The sequence below is a fragment of the Leifsonia sp. Y862 genome, from assembly GCF_057669585.1.
On sequence record NZ_JBYHFR010000001.1, the window covers coordinates 1367922 to 1388494 of the forward strand.

Below are 20573 nucleotides of genomic sequence, written 5' to 3' on the forward strand. Positions count from 1 at the left end.
CTCAGGATACGGGGCTGGCACTCTCGACAGGCGCGGCTGCAGGGATCGTCGTTTCGGGCAGCGGGATGTGGGCTCCCATCGTTGTTCCTGCCGGGGTGCTGTCGATGCTGAGAATGCCGCGCAACCCGTGCAGGCGTTCGTCGAGGCCGGCCAACCCGTGTTCAGGCGTCACTGAGACACCGCCTGCACCGTTGTCGATCACCCAGATGTCGAGCCAGGCCGTTCCCTCTGGTGCACGGCGAATCGCGGCGTGCAGGCGCACCAGGGTCGCCTGCGAGTGCTTGGCTGCGTTGGTGAGGAATTCGGAGGTGATGAAGTAGGCGCTGCGTTCAATTTCGGACGGAAGGTCGAGGTTCGGATCCAGGTGCAGCTCAAGCTGCACGGGGATGGTGCTGCGGGCCGCGAGGGATTCAAGGCCGGCGATGAGACCGCGATCCTGCAGGATGGGAGGCACAAGGCCCCGCGAGAGGGCACGAAGCTCTTCCAGGGTTTCGCTGGCCTGCGTGCGGGCCTCGTCGATCAAGACCATGGCCGCCGCTGGGTCGGTGGCCAGCTTGCGTTCGGCGCTGGCCAGATCCATTTGGAGCCGCACGAGTCGCTGCTGGGGGCCGTCGTGAATGTCACGTTCCAACCGGCGGAGCGACTGGTTCTCGGCGGCAACGGCCGCCCCTCTCGATGCGGAGAGGTCGGCAACCTCACGCTGCAGCGCTTCGGATGGCCATGCACTGAGCATTCCCCGTGCGATGAGCTGGTGCACGACGACCAGCAGGCGGGAGACCAGCGGAAGCGTGAGCAGGAAGAGAATGCCGAGCCCCAACTGGAAGAGGCTTTCAACGAGGAGCGAATCCATGGCGAACGTTGTGCCTGGAGCCAGCCAGTCAAGAATGAGTCGGTGGAGCTCCGTCTGATCGGACCTGTCGGAGAACCGAGCCCAGAACCAGAAGGTGACTCCCCCGAGTCCGCCTGCCACCCAGACGATGGTGATGGTCCAGCTCACGAGTCCGACCACGAAGTTCACCACCATGCCGTGCAGGAGGTACAGCCAATAGTGGCCGTTGACGAGCGGCCCGAGGATCGCGCGCATCGCGGTGGTGGGTTCGCCGCGCGGGTTCCAATATGGCGCTTCGATGGGCGCCTGGCCTGCCCAGCGCAATCTCAACAGTTCGAAAGCGCCGAACCCCCTGGCCACGTACAGCGTGCCCACCATGAGGAACAGGCCGACGAACACCGGGATGAGGCCGACGCCAGTGCTGAACAGGGTGACGAGCACGGTGAAGCCAACCACCACCACAGGCAACGTGAACAGCAGGAATCCGAGCTCACGAGGCAGCATGCGCCAGAGCGCTCCGTAACCGGTGCGTCTGGCCGCCGTGGGCCCTGGCGCCGACGTGGGGGTCTGCAGCGTTGTCGTGGCGCTCGTTGGTGTGTTCATCGGCGATGCGCTCTGTGATGTGGTCATGGGGGTCCTCCCGCAATTGTGGCCTCTACCCAGCTTCGCGGGATCACGGTGCCCACGATATCGGGTGCGCAACCCGAATGCTGCGGGGGTAATCCCCCGCAGGCCATCTCAGACGGGCCCAGACCAGAACCCAGGCCCGAACTCAGCCCCGAATCCAGACCCGAGCGTCAGACGCGCGCCTCGCTGCCGTGCAGCGGCGCCGCAAGCACCAGCGTCGACGTCAGCAGCTCAGTTGGAACCGGCGTGTGCGAGATCAGCAGTACTGCGCGCCCAGCGGATGCAGCAGCCGTGAGGATGTCGCGAACCAGGGCATCGCCCTGGCCGGTGTCGACGTTGGCCGTCGGCTCATCGACGACGAGGATCGGGAATTCTGCGAGCAGCGCACGGGCAAGCGCGATGCGCTGTGCCTGGCCGCCGGATACCAGCGCGCCGCGTTCCCCGACGCGAGCGTCGAGTCCGCCGCGCGCCGCCACCCAGGATGCGAGGCCGACACGGTCAAGAACGTCACGCAGGTCGGCATCCGTTGCATCCTCGCGTGCGAAGAGCAGGTTCTGCCTGATCGTGTCGTCAAAGAGCCACGGACGCTGTTCACAGAGTCCGACGACGCTGCGCACCTCATCCTGCGGGAGCGTGCGCGCCTCAGTGCCGTTCAGCGTGTACGAGCCGGTGTACTTAAGGAATCGCACCAGCACGTGCGCGAGCGTCGTCTTTCCCGCACCGCTCTCGCCGGAGAGATGCACTCGGTCGCCCGGTTCAAGCCGCAGCGTTGCGCCCGCCAATGCGGGATGGGATGCCCCAGGCCAGCTCGCACCGACGTTGGTCAGTTCGAGCACCACGCCGTCGCTGGACAGGTGGCGGGCGGCGATGGCATCATCAGCGTCGCCTTCTACAGGAATCTCAGCTGGCACTGTTGCGGGAACAGCTGTCGCCACTCGCCGCGCACTCGAGCGCACAGTGCGCCAGGCGCTGACGGCAACCGGCACCACGGCGAAGACCTCAAATACCGCCATGGGCACCAGCACGATAACAACCAGGGCTGGCCCGTTCACCCCGCCGTCGGCTCCGAGCAGTGGCACGCCGGCTGCCAGAGCAGCAATGCTTGCGGCTCCGGCCAGCAGCGACACCACCGCGGCTTGCACGCCGACACCGACGGATCGCCTGAGGCTCGCACGCCGCAGCGCATCATCAACGCTCTCCAGCACGCGCAGGCGCTGGTCGAGCGCACCAAACGCGGTGAGAACATCGAGGTTCTCCACGACTTCGAGCACCTCATTGGCCAGCGAGCCGCGAAGTGGCGCAATGCTGCGTTCAGCCCTGGCCGCCAGGACGCCGGCGCTCACCGTGCCAACGACGGCGGCAAGCACCAGGCAGATGAGCAGCGTGATTCCCGCAGCGGGCAGCACAAGCCACACGCCAACGACACTCAGCACCGCGATGATTCCGGCGGTGGCCAGCGGCTGCACCACGCGAAGCGGCAGATCCTGCAGGTCGTCGACGTCCGCGACAAGGCGACTCATGAGGTCGCCGCGTTTCGTGGCAGACAGGCCAGCCGGTGCCAGCGGCAACAGGCGACCGAAGATCCCGAGGCGCAGCTCGGCCAACTGGCGGAACGCGGCATCGTGGCTGAGCACACGCTCCAGATACCGGAACGCGGCGCGGCCGAGCGCGAACGCCCGCACTCCGACGACAGCCAACGACAGGTAGAGAAGTGGAGGTTGTTCAGCAGCCCGGGTGATCAACCAGGCTGACGCAGCCAACAGCGCAACGGCGGATGCTGCACTCAGCACACCGGCAGCCAGGCCCGGCACGAAACGACGCGCCGTTGGCTGGGCCAGTCGCAGAATCGACGTGACGTCAGGAGCCGACATGAACGCTCTCCCCCATCTGCAACACCTGATCGGCTGCATCCAGAACGGCTGGGCGATGGCTCACCACAATAACGATCCTTCCCTGCGCCGCAAGCTGGCGGAATCCGTTGATGAGCGCGGCCTCTGCGTCTGTGTCAAGGGCAGAACTCGGCTCGTCGCACACCAGCACGCTGCAGTCGAGGGCGATCGTCCGATAGATCGCCCTGGCAACGGCGACGCGCTGCGCCTGACCACCGGAGAGGCCGGCGCCATTGACGCCCAGCAGCGTGTCCGGATTCAGGTCGCCCGCGCCGGCTAGCCGCAGCGACTCGCGCACGAGCGCGGCATCCGCTTCGACAGTGCTGTGACCGACGATGCTGTGGCCGACGGTGCCCAGGCAGACATTGTCGGCGATGGTGCCGGCAAGAAGTCCTGGCCGCTGGCCGGACCAAGCCAGCCAGTCGCGCGGCGAGGCGGCGGTGACGGATGCCGAGCCAACAGTGATCGTTCCCGCGAACGGAATGAAGCCGAGCAGCGCCGCAACCAGCGTTGACTTACCCACACCGCTCTGGCCGGCGATCACACTCACCTGCCCCTGGCGGAAATCGGCATCGAGATCGTGGACGATGACAGAATCACCACGGGTGAGGCTGACTCCGCGGAGCCGCAGATCACCGGCCCGCACTGCAGCTGTCGTGCCGACGGCTGCGGTTGCCACCGTGTTCGATGTGGCCGCCGTGGCCTCCTCGTCGAGGATGGCGAAGACATCGTCGGCTGCAGCGATACCATCGGCAGCCGCGTGGAACTGGGCGCCGACGTTTCGAACCGGCAGGAAGACCTCTGGGGCCAGCAGCAGCACGAACAGCCCTGTCGCCAGCAGCATGCCGCCGTCAAGCAACCGGAGCCCGATCGACACGGCAACGATCGCCACCGACAGGCTCGCGGCCAGCTCAAGCACGAAGCCACTGAGGAATGTCACGCGCAGTACCTTCATGGTGTGCACGCGGTAGTCGTCGGTGATGGAGCGCAGCCGCCCGAACTGGCGCTTCTCCCGCCGATAGATCTTCAGTGTGCCGAGGCCTCCGAGCAGATCGAGGAACCCAGAGCTGAGCCGCTGCATCGTCTCCCACTGCTGTTGCTGAACCGAGCGCGTCGCCCAGCCGATCAGGACCATGAAGACAGGGATCAGTGGCAGCACGATGATCATCGCGACACCGCTGAATACGTCGGACAGCAACACCGTCAGCACAAGGATGGGGGTCGCGATCGCCGTGAGGATCAGCTGCGGGATGTACCGGGCGAAATAGTTGTCGAGCGCATCGAGGCCGGTGGTCGTGACGGTGGTGATTCTTGCCGCTTGGCCGCCTGCCAACCAGTCAGGACCGCGCTTGGCAATGGCCGTCATGACGCTGCGGCGCAGCTGGCTCTTCACCTGGGCTGCGCCCCGAGTCGCCACCAGTTCCTGCAGCCAGACCAGGACAGCCCTCGCCACGATCACGCCGGCCAGCAGACCGATGAGCGGCGCAACCTCCTCGAACGGCGCCCCGTCGATCGCCCGTGCGATCGCCTGGCTGAGCAGCCAGGCGAACAACACGATGACGACGGTCTGGGCGAGCCCGATCATTCCTCCGAGGAGGAGGAATGATCGGGAGGCCCTGGCGTAGCGGAGAAGACGTGGATCGAGGGGTTTCATACCGTCCTAGTGAACTGCGACTTCGATGGATGCCCGCGAGACGCGCTTGCGGAATATCCAGTATGTCCATCCCTGGTAGAGCAGGATGACCGGCATACCGATCAAGGCCGTCCAGCTCATCACCTGCAGGGTGTACGGCGTCGACGATGCGTTCTCGATCGTCAGGCTGTTCGCCGGGTTGTTGCTCGCCGGCATGACGTCGGGGAACAGCGAGGCGAACAGCGACAGCACGGCGAAGGCGATGGTCAGCGCCATGAAGATGAAGGCCCAGCCCTCGGCCCTCCGCACGTTGGCGACCACGGCACTGATGAGCACCACGGCTGCAACGGCCGAGAAGATCGCAGATGCCACTGTGCCGTACGCGAATGTCGTCCAGACGAGGAACACGGCGGCCACGACGATCGTGATGATCCCAGACTTCGTGGCCAGGGCACGTGCCCTGTGTCGAATGTCGCCATCCGTCTTCAGCGCGACAAAGACAACGCCGTGCGTGAAGAACAGCAGCAGGGTGGTCACGCCACCGAGCAGGGCGTACGGATTCAGCAGGTCGAAGAACGTACCGGTGTAGTTGAAGCCGGCATCCAGCGGAACGCCACGCACAACGTTTGCGAAAGCGACGCCCCACAACAGTGCTGGCAGCGCTGAGCCGACGATGATCATCCAGTCGAACCAGGTCTTCCACTGCGACTCTGGCCGCTGGTGGCGGTACTCGAACGAGACACCACGAACGATCAGTGCGAGCAGGATGACAAGGAGCGCCAGGTAGAACCCGCTGAACATGGTGGCGTACCACTCGGGGAACGCGGCGAAGAGAGCCGCGCCTGCCACGATGACCCAGGTTTCATTGAGGTCCCACACCGGGCCGATGGTGTTGATCAGCACGCGGCGATCAACGTCGTCCTTCCCGAGGAAAGGAAGGGACATGCCGACACCGAAGTCGAACCCATCGAGCACGAAATACCCGATGAAGAGCGCGCCGATGATCCAGAACCAGAGAATATTGAGATCCATGGTGAGCTCCTAGTAGACCGTGACCTGGTGGGTGATTTCGCCGGATTCCGAATCGACTTCCGGAGCATCATCCGGCCCCTTCTGGGCGGCCTTGAGGATGAGCTTGAACTCCACGACGGCGAGGATGCCGTAGATGAGAGTGAATGCTACGAGGGAGATCAGGACATCAAGTCCCGTGACCCCAGGGGACACACCGTCCTCGGTCTTCATCAGGCCGAACACGATCCACGGTTGCCTGCCCATCTCGGTGAAGATCCACCCGACGATCATGGCTGCCAGTGACAGCGGGAACGTCCAGATGGCGAGCTTCCACACCCACTTCTGCTTCGGGTGACGACCCTTGCGGGTCAGGAACAGTCCGACAATGGCGACGATGATGTGCAGGATGCCGAGAGCGATCATCCAGCGGAACGACCAGTAGGTGATCCAGATGATGGGCGTGTAATCGCCGGGGCCGTACATCTGCACGTACTGTGCCTGCAGGTCGTTGATGCCCTCTACCGTGCCGTCGAATGTGTGCGTCGACAGGAGCGACAGCAGGTACGGCACGCGCACAGAGAACAGCTCGTGGACACCATCAGGAGTACCGAGTGTGAACAGCGAGAACGACGCGTCGTAGCCGGTGGCGGTGTGGTACAGCGCCTCAGCGGCCGCCATCTTCATCGGCTGCGCCTGCACCATCGCCAGGCTCAGCTGGTCGCCGAACAGCGTGGTGAGGATGCCGGCGATAACCATCATCCAGAGGCCGAGCTTCAGCGCTGGGCGCATGGTCTCGAGGTGCTGGTTGCGGTACAGGTGCCAGGCAGCGACCGAGATGATCAGGCCCGCAGACACCATGAAGCACGCGAAGATCGTGTGCGGGAACGCCGCCAGTGCAATTGGGTTGGTCAGCAGCTCGCCGATGTCGGTGAGCTCTGCCCTGCCCTTCACCTCGTTGATCCGGTACGCGACCGGGTTCTGCATGAAGGCGTTGGCCGCAATGATGAAGTAAGCGGATGCCGTCGAACCGATGACCACGAGCCAGATGGTTGCCAGGTGCAGCTTCTTCGGCAGCTTGTCCCAGCCGAAGATCCACAGGCCGATGAACGTGGCCTCCAGGAAGAACGCGACGATTCCCTCAAATGCCAGGGGCGCTCCGAAGACGTCCCCGACGAAACGTGAGTAGTCAGACCAGTTCATTCCGAACTGGAATTCCTGCACGATTCCAGTGACGACGCCCATGGCGAAGTTGATCAGGAAGATCTTGCCGAAGAAGTGAGTGAGCTGCAGGTATTTGACGTGACCGGTCTTCACCCATGCCGATTGGAAGATCGCGACGGTCAGCGACATGCCGATCGTCAAAGGCACGAACAAGAAGTGGTAAATAGTCGTAAGTCCGAATTGCCATCTTGACAACAGCAATGGATCTAACCAGTCGATCACGCGTTCCTCCACTCGTCCCACTTGTGTACTTCTACGTCACGTAGAACTCTACTCCTCTACGACCTGTAGAAATCACAGCAAACGGCTGTAAACTTGGTGGCATGACAAGTTTAGGTGCGTTGGAAAGAGCGGTGATGGACGTCCTCTGGGAATCCGATGTGCCGCTTTCCGCAAATGACCTGAAGGATCGTCTTGTCGTGCAGCAGGACGAATCCCCGAAGAAAGAACTGGCCGCCACCACCGTGCTCACGGTGCTCTCGCGACTGGAGAGCAAAGGCTTCGTGACCCGCGATCGCGGCATGCGCCCGCACGTGTACCGCTCTGTGACGACGCGCGCCGATCACACCGCTGAGTTGATGCATGAGGTTCTCGGTTCCTCGCCAGACCGCGAAGCCGCTCTCGCGCGCTTCATCGGCAGCGTCACCGCCCAGGAAGCTGACACGCTTCTCGAACTTCTCGGCGGCATCCCCGCCCCGCGTACCTAGTACCGGGCCCATTCGCCGTGTTTGTCTCTGCAACCGCATTGGCTGTCATCGCCATCGCGCTCGCATGGCCGGTGCCCATCGCACTCGCCAGGGCAACCTGGCCGTCGCGCGCACCGGGCACCGCGCTGGCCTTGTGGCAGTCCATCGCCCTGGCCGGTGGACTCTCGATGATCGGCGCACTGCTCTGCTACGCACTGATTCCCCTCGGCCACACACTGCTGAGCGGGTTGCTGGCGCTTGTCGCCATTGGGTTCAACGGCGTTCCGGCGGGCGTCGGGCTCGATCATGTGCTGGCCTTCACCGGTGCGCTGCTGCTCACCGCCCACCTGTTGCTGAACCTGTCGGCCACATTCGTGCGCTCCGAGCGTCAGCGTCGACGTCACCATCAGCTCGTCCAACTCCTGAGCGACCCCGTCCCAGACCGCCCAGACACGCGCGTCATCGAGTACGCCGCTCCCGTCGCATACTGCCTCCCGGGTGCAGCTCGATCCGTCACCGTGCTCTCTGCCGGCATCGTGCAGCTGTTGAACGATGACGAACTGCAGGCCGTGATCGCCCACGAGCATGCGCACCTTCGCCAACAGCATCCGCTCGTGCTCGTCATGTTCAGGTCGTGGCGAAATGCACTGCCATGGTTCCCGATCGCGAACCGGTCGGAGAAGGCAGTGGCACTCCTGGTCGAGATGCTGGCTGACGACGAGGCCAGGCATGAGGTCGACGACCTGGTACTCGCCCGCGCCATTGCCCTGGCCGGAACTTCTGGTCGTCCTGACCTCGCATTCCACGCCGACCAGCTGCACACCGAATTCGAATCCGGTTCCGGTTCCGGTTCCGTCAACGATCCTGAGCACGTCGACCTTGTCACCCCCCGGGTGATGCGACTCGTGCAGCCGCGGCCTCCCCTGCCGGTCGGCTCACGCGCCGCCGTGCTGGCCCTTGCGGTGTCGCTGCTTGCCGTACCGACACTGATCCTGCTGCTCAGCTAGGCCGCGGAACCTAGCCGCGCCACGGGAAACCCGGCACCAGGGCCTCCAACACCAGGCATCACACAACGGGGCCCCGATCCGCGGTGCGCTGGATCGGGGCCCCGTCGTGACGAGTGGTGTGGACCGTGCTGCTACGAGAGGTTGGCCTGCTCGAGCCAGGCGGTCGCGATCTTGTCTGCGGAGAGCTGTTCGTTGACGCTCTGGGCGTTCAAGTCGATCAGGTCCTCTGCGGTCAACGCTGCGCTCACCTTGTTCAGCACAGCTGCGGCCTTGTCATCGACCTTCTCAGACACGACGGGAACGACGTTGTCGGGGAAGAACAGGCCGTCTGGGTCGGCGAGGGCGACGAGGTTGTTCGACTTGATGTTGGGGTCCGCCGTGTAGATGTTGGCCAGCTGGATCTGGTTGTCGACGAGCGCCTTGACTGTCAACGGTCCCCCGCTGTCCTCGACAGGCACGAACCCGGCAATGTCGATGCCGTACGTGTCTTTCAGCGCCGTCGGGCCGTACGGACGTGTCTCAAGCTCAGAGTTGCCGCCAACCGTGATCGGCTCTGTGACATTCGTGAGTGAGGCGATGTCGGTGAGGTTGTACTTCTCTGCGAACGCCTGGGTGACCGTCCAGGAGTTCTGGTCTGAGGCGTCAGCCTTGTCAAGCACCCGCAGGTTGTCGGGAAGCGCCGCCTGGAGCGCGGTGTACACCTCATCGGCCGTGCCACCCGTTGCGCTGGAATCGAGCGCCTGGAGCAAGCTTCCGGTGTACTCGGGGAACACATCGATCTTGCCGGCTTCGATGTCGGGGAGGTAGGCCTCGCGCTGGCCGATCCGGAAGTCGCGCTCAACCGTGAACCCATTGGCCTCAAGGGCCTGGGCGTAGATCTCTGCGATGATCTCGTTCGAGTAGTAGTCCTGCGAGCCGACCACCAGGGTTGCAGAGTCAGTGGATGTCGAATCACCGGCATCCAGCGGATTACCGGATGAGCACCCTGCCAGGGCTACGACGGCCCCGACCGCGACCGCGCCGATGAGCGCGAGTCGGCCTTTTCGTGCTGTGAACATGTCAGCTCTTCCCTTCTTCGACGGGGGTTCCCATCACCGCGTTCGATCGGGTTGATCGCACGCGGACAGCTACGGGGCGGCCAGCTGTGACGCCCCGGGGGACGGCAAACTTCTGCACCAGTGCAATAAGTCCGTCCAGAACGAACGCGAGCACGATCACGATGATCGACCCGCCAAGCATTTCAGAATAGTCCCGGGTTTTGAGCCCGGCGAAGAGGAATCGACCGAGGCCGAAATTAGCCACGTACGCGGCCAGAGTCGCGGTGGCCACCACCTGGAGGGTCGCAGACCGCAGCCCGCCGATGAGCAGGGGAAGACCAAGCGGGACTTCCACTTTCCGCACGATCTGCCATTCGGACATACCGACCGATCTGGCCGCATCGACCGTACGACGGTCGATTGCGTCGAAGCCGGTGTATGCCCCGGCCAGAATGGACGGGATCGCAAGGATGGTGAGCGCCACGTACGGCGCGGTGAGGCCGATTCCGACCCAGAGCCCCACGAGGGTGAGCAGGCCAAGGGTGGGGATGGCTCGCAAGCCGCCAGACGTGGCGACGGCCAGCGCCCGTCCCTTCCCGGTGTGACCGATCAGGTATCCGACCGGAATCGCAATGATCGATGCGATGACGATGGTGACCAGCGTGAACAGGAGGTGCTCGCCGAGCCTGGCCCAAATGCCGTCAGGTCCAACGTAGTTGGCCGGGTCGAGAACCCAGGCCATGGCATCCGCGAAGACGTTCATCTCTTCACTCCCACCGCGCTGGCCATTGCCGGCAGTTCGACGGGTCGCTCGGCTCGATCAGAGGTGGGCCGCCGTGTCCACGGCATCAGCACCCGACCGAGTAAGACGAGGGCAGCGTCGAGCACCAGCGCAACCACGACAGTGGCCACCAGTCCGGCCACCACCTCCGCCTGGATGCCGCGCTGGAAGCCATCGGTGAAGAGACTGCCGAGGCTCTGCACCCCGATGACAGCCCCGATCGTGGCCAGGCTGACCGTGCTGACGGTGACCACACGCATCCCGGCAAGGAGTACAGGGCCAGAGAGGGGAAATTCAACGCTCCAGAACTGGCTCCACGCAGAGAAGCCAACAGCTGTCGCTGATTGCTTGACATCGACATCGACGGCGGCGAGACCATCTGCGACCACCCGCACCATGAGTGCGACGCCATACAGGGTGAGCGCGACTATCAGGTTCAGCGGTGAGCGCAGTTCGACGCCGATCACGAGGGGCAGCGCAATCAACAGCGGGAACGACGGGATCGCATACAGCAGCCCGCAGAAGGTGAGCAGGATGCCCCGACTGACGCGATATCGATTGGCCAGCCACCCCACTGGCACTGCGATCACGAAGCTCAGCACAATCGCAGGCACACTCAAGACCAGCTGATCGATCGTGCGATCCCAGATGAGGTCGAGATTCGACCAGACCCAGGTCACCGTATGTCCCCACCCTGAACGGGCGCGCCCGAACCCGTGACTGGCACGGCCCCTGAATCCGATGAGTCTGACCGAGTTCCGGCGAGCACGCCGGTCACCCGACCTGCACTGTCCACGACAATCTCCCTGCCGTGCCGCATCTCCACGTGCAGGGCGCGCTTTCCCTTATCGACACCGACGAAACTTGCCACGAAGCCATCGGCAGGGTTCGCGAGAATCTCTGCCGGTGAACCGACCTGTGCGATGTGTCCCCCCGTGCGCAGGATCACGACCTGGTCGCCGAGCAAGAAAGCCTCTTCAATATCGTGGGTGACGAAGACCACTGTCTTGTCCAGCTCGCTCTGCAAGCGGATGAGCTCCTGCTGCAATTCGGCCCGCACGATGGGGTCGACGGCGCCGAACGGCTCGTCCATGAGCAGGATATTGGGGTTCACAGCCAGGCCCCGTGCAACGCCGACACGCTGCTGCTGTCCCCCGGAGAGCTGAGCTGGGTATCGGTCGGCCAGTGCGCGATCGAGTCCGACGGTGTCGAGCAGGTCGAGTGCATCCGCCCTGGCCTGCTTCTTTGGCACTCCGCGCAGAAGCGGAACTGTTGCGACGTTGTCGATCACCTTGCGGTGCGGCAGAAGCCCGGAATTCTGCATGACGTAGCCGATGCTTCGACGCAATTTCACTGGTTCCAGGGTGGAGATGTCAACGCCGTCGATCTCGATGTGGCCGTCTGTCGGGTCCACCATCCGGTTGATCATGCGAAGCAGGGTTGTCTTGCCTGACCCAGACGATCCCACGAGAACGGTGGTCTGCCGGGATGGCAGTACCAAGCTGAAGTCCTCGACGGCACGCGTGCCGTCAGGAAATTGCTTGGTCACCGCGTGGAACTCGATCATAAATGTGGCTCATTCCTCAATGGGTTTCCAGCTGCCAGGTTCTCCAGCCAATCATCCTTCGGAGCAGGTGGCAAAGCAGATTGCCAAGAAACCAACAAAAAAGCGGCCTCGTTCAGAAGAACGAGGCCGCCAATTGCGTGGATGGCTGACGTCGGCGCCTAGGCGCCAACCGCCGATCCGTAGTACTCCACCAGGTAGTCGTGCACCACGCGGCGGCACTCCACGATGAATCGCTCGTCGCCCTGCGGGTCGGCGTAGAAGGCGCGGGAGAGCAGGGCGTCTGCCATCTCAATCGCGACCTCAAGGCGGAAGATCAAGTCGGGTCCGCCAGGGAGACCGAATTCCTCAGCGAGGATGTCAGCGAGTGCTCTGGCGAACGTCGTCGACTGTGCATCCTGGGGATCTGCCGCATTGACGCGCTCGCGCTCGACGAAGTGAATGATCCGGAAGCCGGGTTCTGAGCGGTACAGGCCAACGAAGGCTGTGGTGCCGCAATCGACGGCTTCCCACCAGTTCTCCGGTGACTGCGCCGCAATTTCGCTGACGACCCGAACTCGGAACCGGGCGATGGCCCGCTCCCGAAGAGCGTGCAGCACAGCAACACGATCAGGGTAGTAGCGGTAGACGGTGCCGATGGAAGCACCGGCACGCTCAGCGATCATCGCCGTCGTAATGCGGTCGAACCCGACCTCATCAACAACCTCGGCAGCGGCATCGAGCAGGGCTGAAAGCCGATCTGCACTGCGCTGCTGAATGGGTTCTGTTCTGATGAGCTGCCCCTGGGCCCCGGAATTCACACTAATCAGGTCACCAAGTGACACATTTCCTCCTTGACGCGAAACCATAATTCTACGTGCCTCGTGGGCCCCAATTGCACCAGGGCGACCCAAACGGAGGGAGCCTCAAGCATTCACATGGCAGACTAGGGCAGTGCCTCGCCCCTCGCCACAGTCCACCAGGAGTTCGCCACCGTCGAGGATTGTTCATCGAGCGGCGCGAATCGAAGACTGGATTCACGAGGTCAGGTACCAGTGGGCGCGCAAACGTGGGCACATTCCGGTTGTCGTTCCATACGCCGGCTACGGATCCACGGAGTGGGCACGCATACTGTGCCGCGTACTGCTGGCCAAGCCGAAGACCGCAGCGCGCATGGCCGCGCGACGCACGGCGACCGCGGCCAACCAGTATCCCGGCATCAGAGGCTGGCGCAGTTTCACCAGCGTTCCCGTGAACGATGTGACGGTCACGATTGAGATCGGCGGCCAGCTTCACTACGTGCAGGCCGACCGCGGTGGTGTCGTCGATACCGTCGTTCAGATCGAGCTGGAGCCAGGCACCCACACGGCGCGCCTCAGTACGTCCACAGCTGCCCCTGTGGGCGCCTCGATCTATGTCGTGCCGCCTGGGGTCACGCGCGGGATCGTCTCTGACGTCGACGACACCGTCATGGTCACCGCTCTCCCCCGGCCGCTGCTTGCGGCCTGGAACACCTTCGTCCTCGACGAGCATGCCCGAATTCCGACGCCAGGCATGGCGGTGCTGCTCGACCGTCTCGTGCAGCAGGACGCTGGCGCCCCCGTCATCTATCTGTCGACTGGCGCCTGGAATGTCGCGCCGACACTCACCCGCTTCCTCTCCCGCAACATGTACCCGTCCGGAGCGCTGCTGCTCACGGACTGGGGCCCCACCCACGACCGGTGGTTCCGCAGCGGACAGGACCACAAGCGCTCAAACCTCAGGCGGCTCGCCCAGGAATTTCCCGACATCCGCTGGATCTTGATCGGCGACGACGGGCAGCACGACGAGGCGATCTACAGCGATTTCCAAAAGGAATACCCGGGAAGCGTTGCCGCCGTTGCAATCAGGCAGCTCTCTACCAGCGAAGCGGTGCTCGCCGGAGGCCGCTCAAAGGATGAAGCGAGCGGCACGCCGAACGCACCATGGGTGTACGGGCCAGACGGGTCGAGCATCTCAGACCAGCTCGTTCAGCTCGGGCTGCTGTCGCACCCTGCGTCATAGGCTGACGCCCGCAAGTCCGCAGCTGCGAGCTAATGGCTCAGCTGCACGGCAGCTACGAGTGGTTACGAGCGGCTACGCACGACGACGTCAGCGCGAACGCAGCCGATCGAGTCCGCGATTGATTTCGCGCGCCCACAGCGGTCCCCGGTAGAGGAACGCCGTGTAGCCCTGCACGAGCGTTGCGCCAGCGGCGAGGCGCTCGTCGACCTGCGCAGCCGTCTCAACGCCTCCTACCGAGATGACACAGAGCTCTGCCGGAACGGTGGCCCGCACGATACGGAGCACCTCAAGGGCCCGAGCGGCCAGCGGAGCGCCAGACAGGCCTCCTGCGCCCGCGGCTTCGACAACGGCGGCGTCTGTGGCCAGGTTGGCGCGGGAGAGAGTCGTGTTGGTCGCGATGATTCCGTCGAGGCCCAGCTGCACCACGAGTTCCGAGATGCGCGTCACCTCGTCGTCGCTCAGGTCAGGTGCGATTTTGACGAGCAGCGGCGTTGTTCCCGCAGCAGCCTTGACCGCTGTCAGCAGCGGAGCCAGCTGATCGAGTTCCTGCAGGCCGCGGAGGCCGGGGGTGTTCGGTGAGCTCACGTTGACGACGAGATAGTCAGCCAGGGGCGCAAGGATTGCCGTGCTCGTGACGTAGTCGGCCGTGGCGTCCTCGACGGCTGTGACACGGCTCTTACCGATGTTGACGCCGAGCACCGGACGACCAGGCACGGAACGCACCTGCGTCAAGCGATCAACCGCCGCGCCGGCACCACCGTTGTTGAAGCCCATCCGGTTGATCACCGCACGATCGGGAATGAGCCTGAACAGGCGGGGCTTCGGATTCCCCGGCTGGGCGAGAGCGGTCAGCGTCCCGACTTCAACGTGCCCGAACCCGAGCTGGCCAAGGCCAATGACGGCCTTGCCGTCTTTGTCGAAACCGGCTGCGACGCCAAACGGTGACTCGAAGGTCAATCCAAGGGTCTGCACTGAGAGGTCGGTTCGTGGCCGGGTGAAACGGTTGACCAGGCGGCCGAAACCGAGTGTCGGCAGCGCCCTGATCGCGGTGAACGCAAGGTGGTGCGCGTTCTCCGGGTCCATTTTTGACAGCACTGTGGAGAAGAGAATGGGGTACAAGCGCATCGCTATAGCTCCGTCGACGATGACAGGGGCGCCGGCGTCTGACGGATGCCCTCTGCCTGTTCCGCAGGTTCCGCATGTTCTGCACGAAGCTGGGTGATGGCGGACTCGAAGTCCTCGAGTGAGTCAAATGCCTGGTACACACTGGCGAAGCGCAGGAAGGCGACCTCGTCGAGTTCGCGCAGCGGCGACAGGATGGCAAGGCCGACGTCGTTGGCGTCGATCTGCGATGCGCCGGTCTGCCTGATGGTCTCTTCGACCTTCTGCGCGAGCAGCGCGAGGTCGGAGTCCGTCACCGGTCGACCCTGGCAGGCCTTGCGCACGCCGGCGACGATCTTCTCGCGGCTGAACGGTTCGACCACCCCGCTGCGCTTGATGATGTTGAGACTCGCGGTCTCTGTGGTGCTGAAGCGGCGGCCGCATTCTGGACACTGGCGGCGTCGACGAATCGACAGGCCATCGTCGCTGGTGCGTGAGTCAACGACTCTGGAGTCTGGGTGGCGGCAGAACGGGCAGAACATTGTGATCACAGCCTATCGTGCTGACCCAGATGAGCGGGCCACCACGGCGAGTGTACGCCGTGGCAGCCCGATGAACGCTCGATGAACCTGGCCTCGATGAACCTGGCCTAGATGAACCTGGCCTTGATGGCATCTCCGTGCGCCGGAAGTGCTTCCGCCGTTGACAGGGCATCGATGTGCGCGGCAACAGACTGCAGGGCGTCACGACTGTACTGCACCACCTGTTGTGGCCTGAGGAAGGTATACGCGCCAAGACCCGACGAGAACCGGGCCTGACCACCTGTTGGCAGCACGTGGTTCGAGCCTGCCGCATAATCGCCCAGGCTTACCGGGGAGTGCGGGCCAAGGAAGATGGCGCCGGCATTCTCGATCAGCTCAAGGACAGCCTCAGGGTCGCTGGTCTGGATCTCCAGGTGCTCAGGGCCGAAGGCGTTACTGAACGCGGCAGCGGCCGCAATGTCATCGACAAGCACCAGCGCTGACTGGGTTCCGTTCAACGCCGCTGTGACACGAGCGCTGTGGGTGGTGGACTGCGCGAGTTCGACGAGGCGCGCTGAGACCGCATCGGCGATCTCGACGGAGTCTGTGACGAGAACGGCCGCGGCCAGTTCGTCGTGTTCAGCCTGGCTCACGAGGTCGGCAGCGACCAGCAGCGGATCTGCCGTGCCGTCTGCGATCACCAGGATGTCGGTCGGGCCGGCTTCTGCGTCGATGCCGGTCTGGCCGCGTACCAGGCGCTTGGCCGCTGCGACAAAGACGTTGCCAGGGCCAGTGACGAGCTGCACGGGATCGAGCCCGATGTCAGGCGCGCCCCAGGCGAAAGCGCCGATGGCTCCGGCTCCTCCCATGGCGTAGATCTCGCTCACGCCGAGCAAACCGGCGATGGCGAGGATGGTGGGGTGCACGCGGCCCTCGAAGTGGGCCTGCGGCGGCGACGCCAGTGCGATCGACGACACGCCGGCGACCTGAGCAGGGACGACGTTCATGACAACGCTGGACGGATAGACGGCTTTGCCGCCTGGAACGTAGAGGCCGACGCGGTTGATGGGCTGCCAGCGCTGCGTGATGACGGCGCCGTCGGCGATCGTCGTCTGGACGCGCGGCGGTACCTGGGCGGCACTCGCCAGTCGAACCCGGCGGATCGTCTCTTCCATCGCGGTGCGCACGAGCGGGCTCAAGCCGGCAACGGCCTCGACGATGTGACTTTCCGGCACCCGAATGGCCTCCGGACGAACGTGGTCGAGGCGCTCAGCCTGGTCGAGGAGCGCTGCTCCCCCGCGTTCGCGGACGTCGAAAATGAGTTCAGCGGCGATCTCGCTCGCAGCGGAAACGTCGGTGAGCGAGCGCGGAACTGCGGCGAGCAATTCTGCGGGAGTGAGCTGGGTACCCCGAAGGTCAATGGTCTGCATCATGGCACTGCCAGTTTATCTGCCATCCCTGCGCGCTGGCTGTCGGTCGATGTCATTGCGTGACACGGACTCGGGAAGGTTTCAGATGTCGGGAATAGGCTGGCCCAGAAGGAGATTGATGCATTCGTATGAACGAAACAGCCGCACCACAATCCACTGATCTGCCAGGTGCTCCCGTGCCGCCGCTCGAAGGCGACCCGCATGCACCGAAAGACCTTGAGGCGTTCAAGCACGCGTTCCGGCGCCACGCAGCTGGAGTCGCCATCGTGACGTCCCTGGACGGCGACGGCACGCCGGTGGGCTTCACCGCCACCTCGCTCGCGTCGTTGTCTGCGGTGCCGCCGCTGGCGACCTTCAACATGGCACGATCGGCCAGCGCCTGGCCCGCGATCGTTGAAAACGACCGCGTCATCATCCATATCCTCGGTGTGCGTAATCGCCCGCTGGCGCAGAAGATGTCAGGGCCCGCAGAGGAACGCTTCCTGGGCGACCACTGGCGAGTCGGGCCTTTCGGGCTTCCCGTGCTGAACGACGTGACGTCATGGATGGTTGGTCGCATCGTCGAACGCATCCCCGTGCACAACAACGCCGTCGTGGTCGTTCAGATCGAAGAGGGCGGGATGGGCGAGGACGACGAGGCCCTGCTGTACCACGAGCGCCGGTACCACACGCCAGGCAGCGAGGTTTAGCGGCAGCGAGTCAACGCCAGGAGACTCGCCCAGACGATGCGCGGCTACTTCGCTGAGGCCTTGGCCAGCTCCCGCTTGCGGCGGCGTTCAGCTTCAGCGATGGCCGCTTCTTCCGGGGTTGGTGCCGTTCCACCCAGGTGAGCTGGCTGCCACCATGCGCCAGTGCCATCCTCTGGGTAGCGTTCCTGGGCAATGTCAACGAGTCCCTGCAGCGTGTCGTGCAGCGCCTGGGTCTTCGCCTGCATGTCATCGGCCGATGTCACGGCTATCGGTTCGCCGACCATGAAACTGACGGGCACGCCGTACGCCTCCTTGAGCGAACGCTTGTGACCCTTGGTCATCAACCGGTGTCCGCCCCAGATCGCGATCGGGATGATGGGAACGCCGGCCTCTGCCGCCATCCGCACGGTTCCGGTCTTCAGGTCTCGCACCGTGAACGACGCGTTGACGCCGCCCTCCGGAAACACACCGAGAACCTCGCCGGCCTTCAGAGCGTCAACGGCAAGGGTGTACGCCTCTGCGCCATGCGTCATGTCGACCGAAATGTGCCCCATGCCACGCATGAACGTGCCGATCACCGGCTGGTCAAACGCACCCTTCTTAGCCAGAAAGCGGATGCGACGCTTGTTCTTCTTCCACATCATCCACTCGGCGAGGGCGAAATCGAGGTAGCCGAAGTGCGTGATCGCCAACACGGCACCGCCGGTGTCTGGCAGGTTGTTCCCGCCTGTGACGCGGGGCTTCAGATGCAAGAGGCCGAACAACGTTCGGCCAGCACCGATCGCGGTGGCATAAATCGGCTCACTCCGGCGCTTCGTCATAGGGGCAAGGTTATGGGAGTTTCCTGAATACCAGCGGTAAGTATGCTCAGCGAATCCGCGTCGGAAAGCTCGCGCATTAGTGCAGGACGCAGGGGTGTTTCCCAGAGCGGTGGAGGGCTAGCGTGAAATTGTGCCTGCCGAACCGAACGACTTCCAGGAACCACTCGACAGGGCGCGAGCCCATGCAACGGCCTGGCTCGCGTCGATGCCGAGTCGGCCCGTCGCGCCCAGCCTGAGCGCTGAACAACTCGCGGCGACGTACGGCTCGACGCTGCCCGAGCAGCCACTCGAGCCGAGCGCCGTCATCGACGAATTGGCCGCATGGGCCGAGCCCGGATTGATGGCCATGCCATCCGGTCGCTTCTTCGGCTGGGTCATCGGCGGCACCCTGCCGGCAGCCTTGGCCGCCGACTGGCTGGTCAGCGCCTGGGATCAGAATGCGGCAATCCGCTTCGCTACGCCGGCAGCAGCGGCCGCCGAAGAGGTTGCCGGAAACTGGCTGCTCGACGTGCTCGATCTCCCGCGGGACGCGGGCGTCGGATTCACAACGGGCGGAACCATGGCGAACTTTGTTGGGCTGGCGGCCGGCCGACAGAGCGTTCTCGATGACGCCGGCTGGGACCTCAACACCGATGGGCTGACCGGCGCACCGCGCATCACGGTGTTCGTGGGGGAAGAGCGGCACGCCTCCGTCGACCTGGCGCTCCGCTATCTCGGGCTTGGCGCCCCGACGGCCGTCGCCTCAGACAGCGAGGGCCGGATCAAGCCTGCGGCGCTGGCCACAGCGATGGCCACCATCGACGGCCCGGCGATCGTTTGCCTCCAGGCCGGAAACCTGCACTCCGGCGCCTTCGACCCCCTGCACGAGTCCATCGAGGTGGCGCACAAGCACGGCGCCTGGGTGCACGTCGACGGTGCGTTCGGACTCTGGGCTGCTGTGAGCCAGCGCTACAGCGAGCAGCTGTTCGGCCTGGCATCCGCTGATTCATGGGCAACGGATGCGCACAAGACCCTCAACGTGCCGTACGACTGCGGCATCGCCATCGTCGCCAGGAAGGACGTCTTGCAGGCGACGTTCGGCGTGCACACCAGCTACCTCGTTGCCGATGACCGGGGCGTTGGCGATCCGTTCGAGCGCGTGCCTGAGTTGTCTCGCCGCGCGCGCGGCATGACCGTGTGGGCAGCGCTTCGATCCCTGGGCAGGACAGGCACCGTCGCCATGGTCGAGAAGCTTGCGGACTCGGCAACCGCGCTCGCCCGCGGACTCGCGCAACTGCCGGGGGTCGAGGTACTGAACCAGGTCGCGTTCACCCAGGTGTGCCTGAGTTTTGGCTCCGATGAGCGAACCCGCCGCGTGACGGAGAAGCTGCTTGAGGAGGCGCAGGTGTGGATGTCTGGCTCGGTCTGGCAGGGAAGGGCCGTGCTGCGAATTTCGGTCAGCAACTGGTCGACAGACGATACCGACATCATCGCGGCCATCGCCGCCGTTGCCAGGGCGATGGCGGCCGTCAGCCTGGAGCCGGTGCCGGAGTGACGTGGGCGCGGCATCCATCGAGAATCGCCGTTTGTGCCGAGAGTCGCCGTTCTAACGGCGACTCTCGGCACAACGGGCGACTCTGGGCACAACGGCGACTCTGGCGAGCGGATGCTAGTTCCCGGTCTCGCAGGCGGCCTCAGCGGCGACGCCGCTCGGCCCTGGCCGAT

General features: G+C 64.3%; 19 protein-coding genes. 5 read left to right on the forward strand and 14 right to left on the reverse strand.

Annotated features, from left to right (window positions below; all coding sequences use genetic code 11):
- Position 1: 1 nt before the first annotated feature.
- The 5 genes from AC25Z0_RS06425 to AC25Z0_RS06445 all read right to left on the reverse strand — a co-directional run bounded on the left by AC25Z0_RS06425 (position 2) and on the right by AC25Z0_RS06445 (position 7432).
- On the reverse strand, positions 2-1459 hold the full coding sequence (locus tag AC25Z0_RS06425; protein ID WP_488132644.1) for a sensor histidine kinase: 1458 nt from the start codon (positions 1457-1459) through the stop codon (positions 2-4).
- Positions 1460-1626: 167 nt separating this feature from the next.
- On the reverse strand, positions 1627-3327 hold the full coding sequence (gene cydC, locus AC25Z0_RS06430) for a thiol reductant ABC exporter subunit CydC (RefSeq protein ID WP_488132645.1): 1701 nt from the start codon (positions 3325-3327) through the stop codon (positions 1627-1629).
- Entirely contained in the window at positions 3314-4999 is a 1686-nt protein-coding gene (cydD, locus tag AC25Z0_RS06435; RefSeq protein ID WP_488132646.1) for a thiol reductant ABC exporter subunit CydD, read from the reverse strand. Before cydD ends, cydC begins: the two co-directional genes overlap by 14 nt.
- Before the next feature lie 6 nt (positions 5000-5005).
- Positions 5006-6010: a cytochrome d ubiquinol oxidase subunit II gene (cydB, locus tag AC25Z0_RS06440; RefSeq protein ID WP_488119357.1), complete on the reverse strand. Its 1005-nt coding sequence runs from the start codon at positions 6008-6010 to the stop codon at positions 5006-5008.
- A 9-nt stretch (positions 6011-6019) separates the two neighbouring features.
- Positions 6020-7432, reverse strand: coding sequence for a cytochrome ubiquinol oxidase subunit I (locus AC25Z0_RS06445; RefSeq protein ID WP_488119358.1), 1413 nt, complete (start codon positions 7430-7432; stop codon positions 6020-6022).
- A 101-nt stretch (positions 7433-7533) separates the two neighbouring features.
- Here AC25Z0_RS06445 and AC25Z0_RS06450 point away from each other — a divergent pair, with 101 nt between their 5' ends.
- Positions 7534-7917: a BlaI/MecI/CopY family transcriptional regulator gene (locus tag AC25Z0_RS06450; RefSeq protein ID WP_488132647.1), complete on the forward strand. Its 384-nt coding sequence runs from the start codon at positions 7534-7536 to the stop codon at positions 7915-7917.
- A gap of 17 nt (positions 7918-7934) precedes the next feature.
- Complete coding sequence (locus AC25Z0_RS06455; protein WP_488132648.1) at positions 7935-8903, forward strand: M56 family metallopeptidase; 969 nt, start codon at positions 7935-7937, stop codon at positions 8901-8903.
- Positions 8904-9034: 131 nt separating this feature from the next.
- On the opposite strand, the gene AC25Z0_RS06460 is transcribed toward AC25Z0_RS06455, so the two are convergent.
- From AC25Z0_RS06460 to AC25Z0_RS06480, 5 genes are all read right to left on the reverse strand, one after another.
- On the reverse strand, positions 9035-9961 hold the full coding sequence (locus AC25Z0_RS06460; protein ID WP_488119361.1) for an ABC transporter substrate-binding protein: 927 nt from the start codon (positions 9959-9961) through the stop codon (positions 9035-9037).
- 1 nt (position 9962) lies between these two features.
- Entirely contained in the window at positions 9963-10703 is a 741-nt protein-coding gene (locus AC25Z0_RS06465) for an ABC transporter permease (RefSeq protein WP_488132649.1), read from the reverse strand.
- A complete protein-coding gene (locus tag AC25Z0_RS06470; protein ID WP_488119363.1) occupies positions 10700-11401 on the reverse strand; it encodes an ABC transporter permease in 702 nt (233 codons plus the stop codon). Before AC25Z0_RS06470 ends, AC25Z0_RS06465 begins: the two co-directional genes overlap by 4 nt.
- Positions 11398-12288 (reverse strand): ABC transporter ATP-binding protein, encoded by an 891-nt coding sequence (locus tag AC25Z0_RS06475; protein WP_488132650.1) that lies wholly within the window; start codon positions 12286-12288, stop codon positions 11398-11400. The genes AC25Z0_RS06470 and AC25Z0_RS06475 overlap by 4 nt, the downstream gene beginning before the upstream one ends.
- Before the next feature lie 158 nt (positions 12289-12446).
- Positions 12447-13109: a TetR/AcrR family transcriptional regulator gene (locus AC25Z0_RS06480; protein ID WP_488119365.1), complete on the reverse strand. Its 663-nt coding sequence runs from the start codon at positions 13107-13109 to the stop codon at positions 12447-12449.
- A 109-nt stretch (positions 13110-13218) separates the two neighbouring features.
- On the opposite strand from AC25Z0_RS06480, the gene AC25Z0_RS06485 reads away from it, so the two are divergent.
- Positions 13219-14307 (forward strand): App1 family protein phosphatidate phosphatase, encoded by a 1089-nt coding sequence (locus tag AC25Z0_RS06485; RefSeq protein ID WP_488132651.1) that lies wholly within the window; start codon positions 13219-13221, stop codon positions 14305-14307.
- A gap of 87 nt (positions 14308-14394) precedes the next feature.
- Here AC25Z0_RS06485 and AC25Z0_RS06490 read toward each other — a convergent pair whose 3' ends face one another.
- The 3 genes from AC25Z0_RS06490 to hisD form a co-directional block, all read right to left on the reverse strand.
- Positions 14395-15426, reverse strand: coding sequence for a quinone-dependent dihydroorotate dehydrogenase (locus AC25Z0_RS06490; RefSeq protein WP_488133120.1), 1032 nt, complete (start codon positions 15424-15426; stop codon positions 14395-14397).
- A gap of 8 nt (positions 15427-15434) precedes the next feature.
- Positions 15435-15950 carry a transcriptional regulator NrdR gene (gene nrdR / locus AC25Z0_RS06495; protein WP_488119535.1) on the reverse strand — a complete coding sequence of 172 codons (516 nt, stop codon included), beginning with the start codon at positions 15948-15950 and terminating at the stop codon, positions 15435-15437.
- A 107-nt stretch (positions 15951-16057) separates the two neighbouring features.
- The gene (gene hisD / locus AC25Z0_RS06500; protein WP_488132652.1) at positions 16058-17362 is read right to left on the reverse strand and encodes a histidinol dehydrogenase; all 1305 of its coding nucleotides are present in this window, start codon (positions 17360-17362) and stop codon (positions 16058-16060) included.
- Positions 17363-17487: 125 nt separating this feature from the next.
- Here hisD and AC25Z0_RS06505 point away from each other — a divergent pair, with 125 nt between their 5' ends.
- Positions 17488-18048 carry a flavin reductase family protein gene (locus AC25Z0_RS06505; protein WP_488132653.1) on the forward strand — a complete coding sequence of 187 codons (561 nt, stop codon included), beginning with the start codon at positions 17488-17490 and terminating at the stop codon, positions 18046-18048.
- A gap of 44 nt (positions 18049-18092) precedes the next feature.
- Here the strand turns inward: AC25Z0_RS06505 and AC25Z0_RS06510 are convergent, their stop codons facing one another.
- A complete protein-coding gene (locus tag AC25Z0_RS06510; RefSeq protein WP_488132654.1) occupies positions 18093-18869 on the reverse strand; it encodes a lysophospholipid acyltransferase family protein in 777 nt (258 codons plus the stop codon).
- Between the two features lie 130 nt (positions 18870-18999).
- Between AC25Z0_RS06510 and AC25Z0_RS06515 the strand changes: the two genes are divergently transcribed.
- Positions 19000-20403 carry a pyridoxal phosphate-dependent decarboxylase family protein gene (locus tag AC25Z0_RS06515; protein WP_488132655.1) on the forward strand — a complete coding sequence of 468 codons (1404 nt, stop codon included), beginning with the start codon at positions 19000-19002 and terminating at the stop codon, positions 20401-20403.
- The last annotated feature ends 170 nt before the right edge of the window (positions 20404-20573 follow it).

What these genes read in the sequence shown, in the direction of transcription:
- AC25Z0_RS06425 (WP_488132644.1), bottom strand. Translation starts at nt 1,459, where the DNA reads ATGACCACATCACAGAGCGCATCGCCGATGAACACACCAACGAGCGCC.
- cydC (WP_488132645.1), bottom strand. Translation starts at nt 3,327, where the DNA reads ATGTCGGCTCCTGACGTCACGTCGATTCTGCGACTGGCCCAGCCAACG.
- cydD (WP_488132646.1), bottom strand. Translation starts at nt 4,999, where the DNA reads ATGAAACCCCTCGATCCACGTCTTCTCCGCTACGCCAGGGCCTCCCGA.
- cydB (WP_488119357.1), bottom strand. Translation starts at nt 6,010, where the DNA reads ATGGATCTCAATATTCTCTGGTTCTGGATCATCGGCGCGCTCTTCATC.
- AC25Z0_RS06450 (WP_488132647.1), top strand. Translation starts at nt 7,534, where the DNA reads ATGACAAGTTTAGGTGCGTTGGAAAGAGCGGTGATGGACGTCCTCTGG.
- AC25Z0_RS06460 (WP_488119361.1), bottom strand. Translation starts at nt 9,961, where the DNA reads ATGTTCACAGCACGAAAAGGCCGACTCGCGCTCATCGGCGCGGTCGCG.
- AC25Z0_RS06465 (WP_488132649.1), bottom strand. Translation starts at nt 10,703, where the DNA reads ATGAACGTCTTCGCGGATGCCATGGCCTGGGTTCTCGACCCGGCCAAC.
- AC25Z0_RS06475 (WP_488132650.1), bottom strand. Translation starts at nt 12,288, where the DNA reads ATGATCGAGTTCCACGCGGTGACCAAGCAATTTCCTGACGGCACGCGT.
- nrdR (WP_488119535.1), bottom strand. Translation starts at nt 15,950, where the DNA reads ATGTTCTGCCCGTTCTGCCGCCACCCAGACTCCAGAGTCGTTGACTCA.
- hisD (WP_488132652.1), bottom strand. Translation starts at nt 17,362, where the DNA reads ATGATGCAGACCATTGACCTTCGGGGTACCCAGCTCACTCCCGCAGAA.
- AC25Z0_RS06505 (WP_488132653.1), top strand. Translation starts at nt 17,488, where the DNA reads ATGAACGAAACAGCCGCACCACAATCCACTGATCTGCCAGGTGCTCCC.
- AC25Z0_RS06510 (WP_488132654.1), bottom strand. Translation starts at nt 18,869, where the DNA reads ATGACGAAGCGCCGGAGTGAGCCGATTTATGCCACCGCGATCGGTGCT.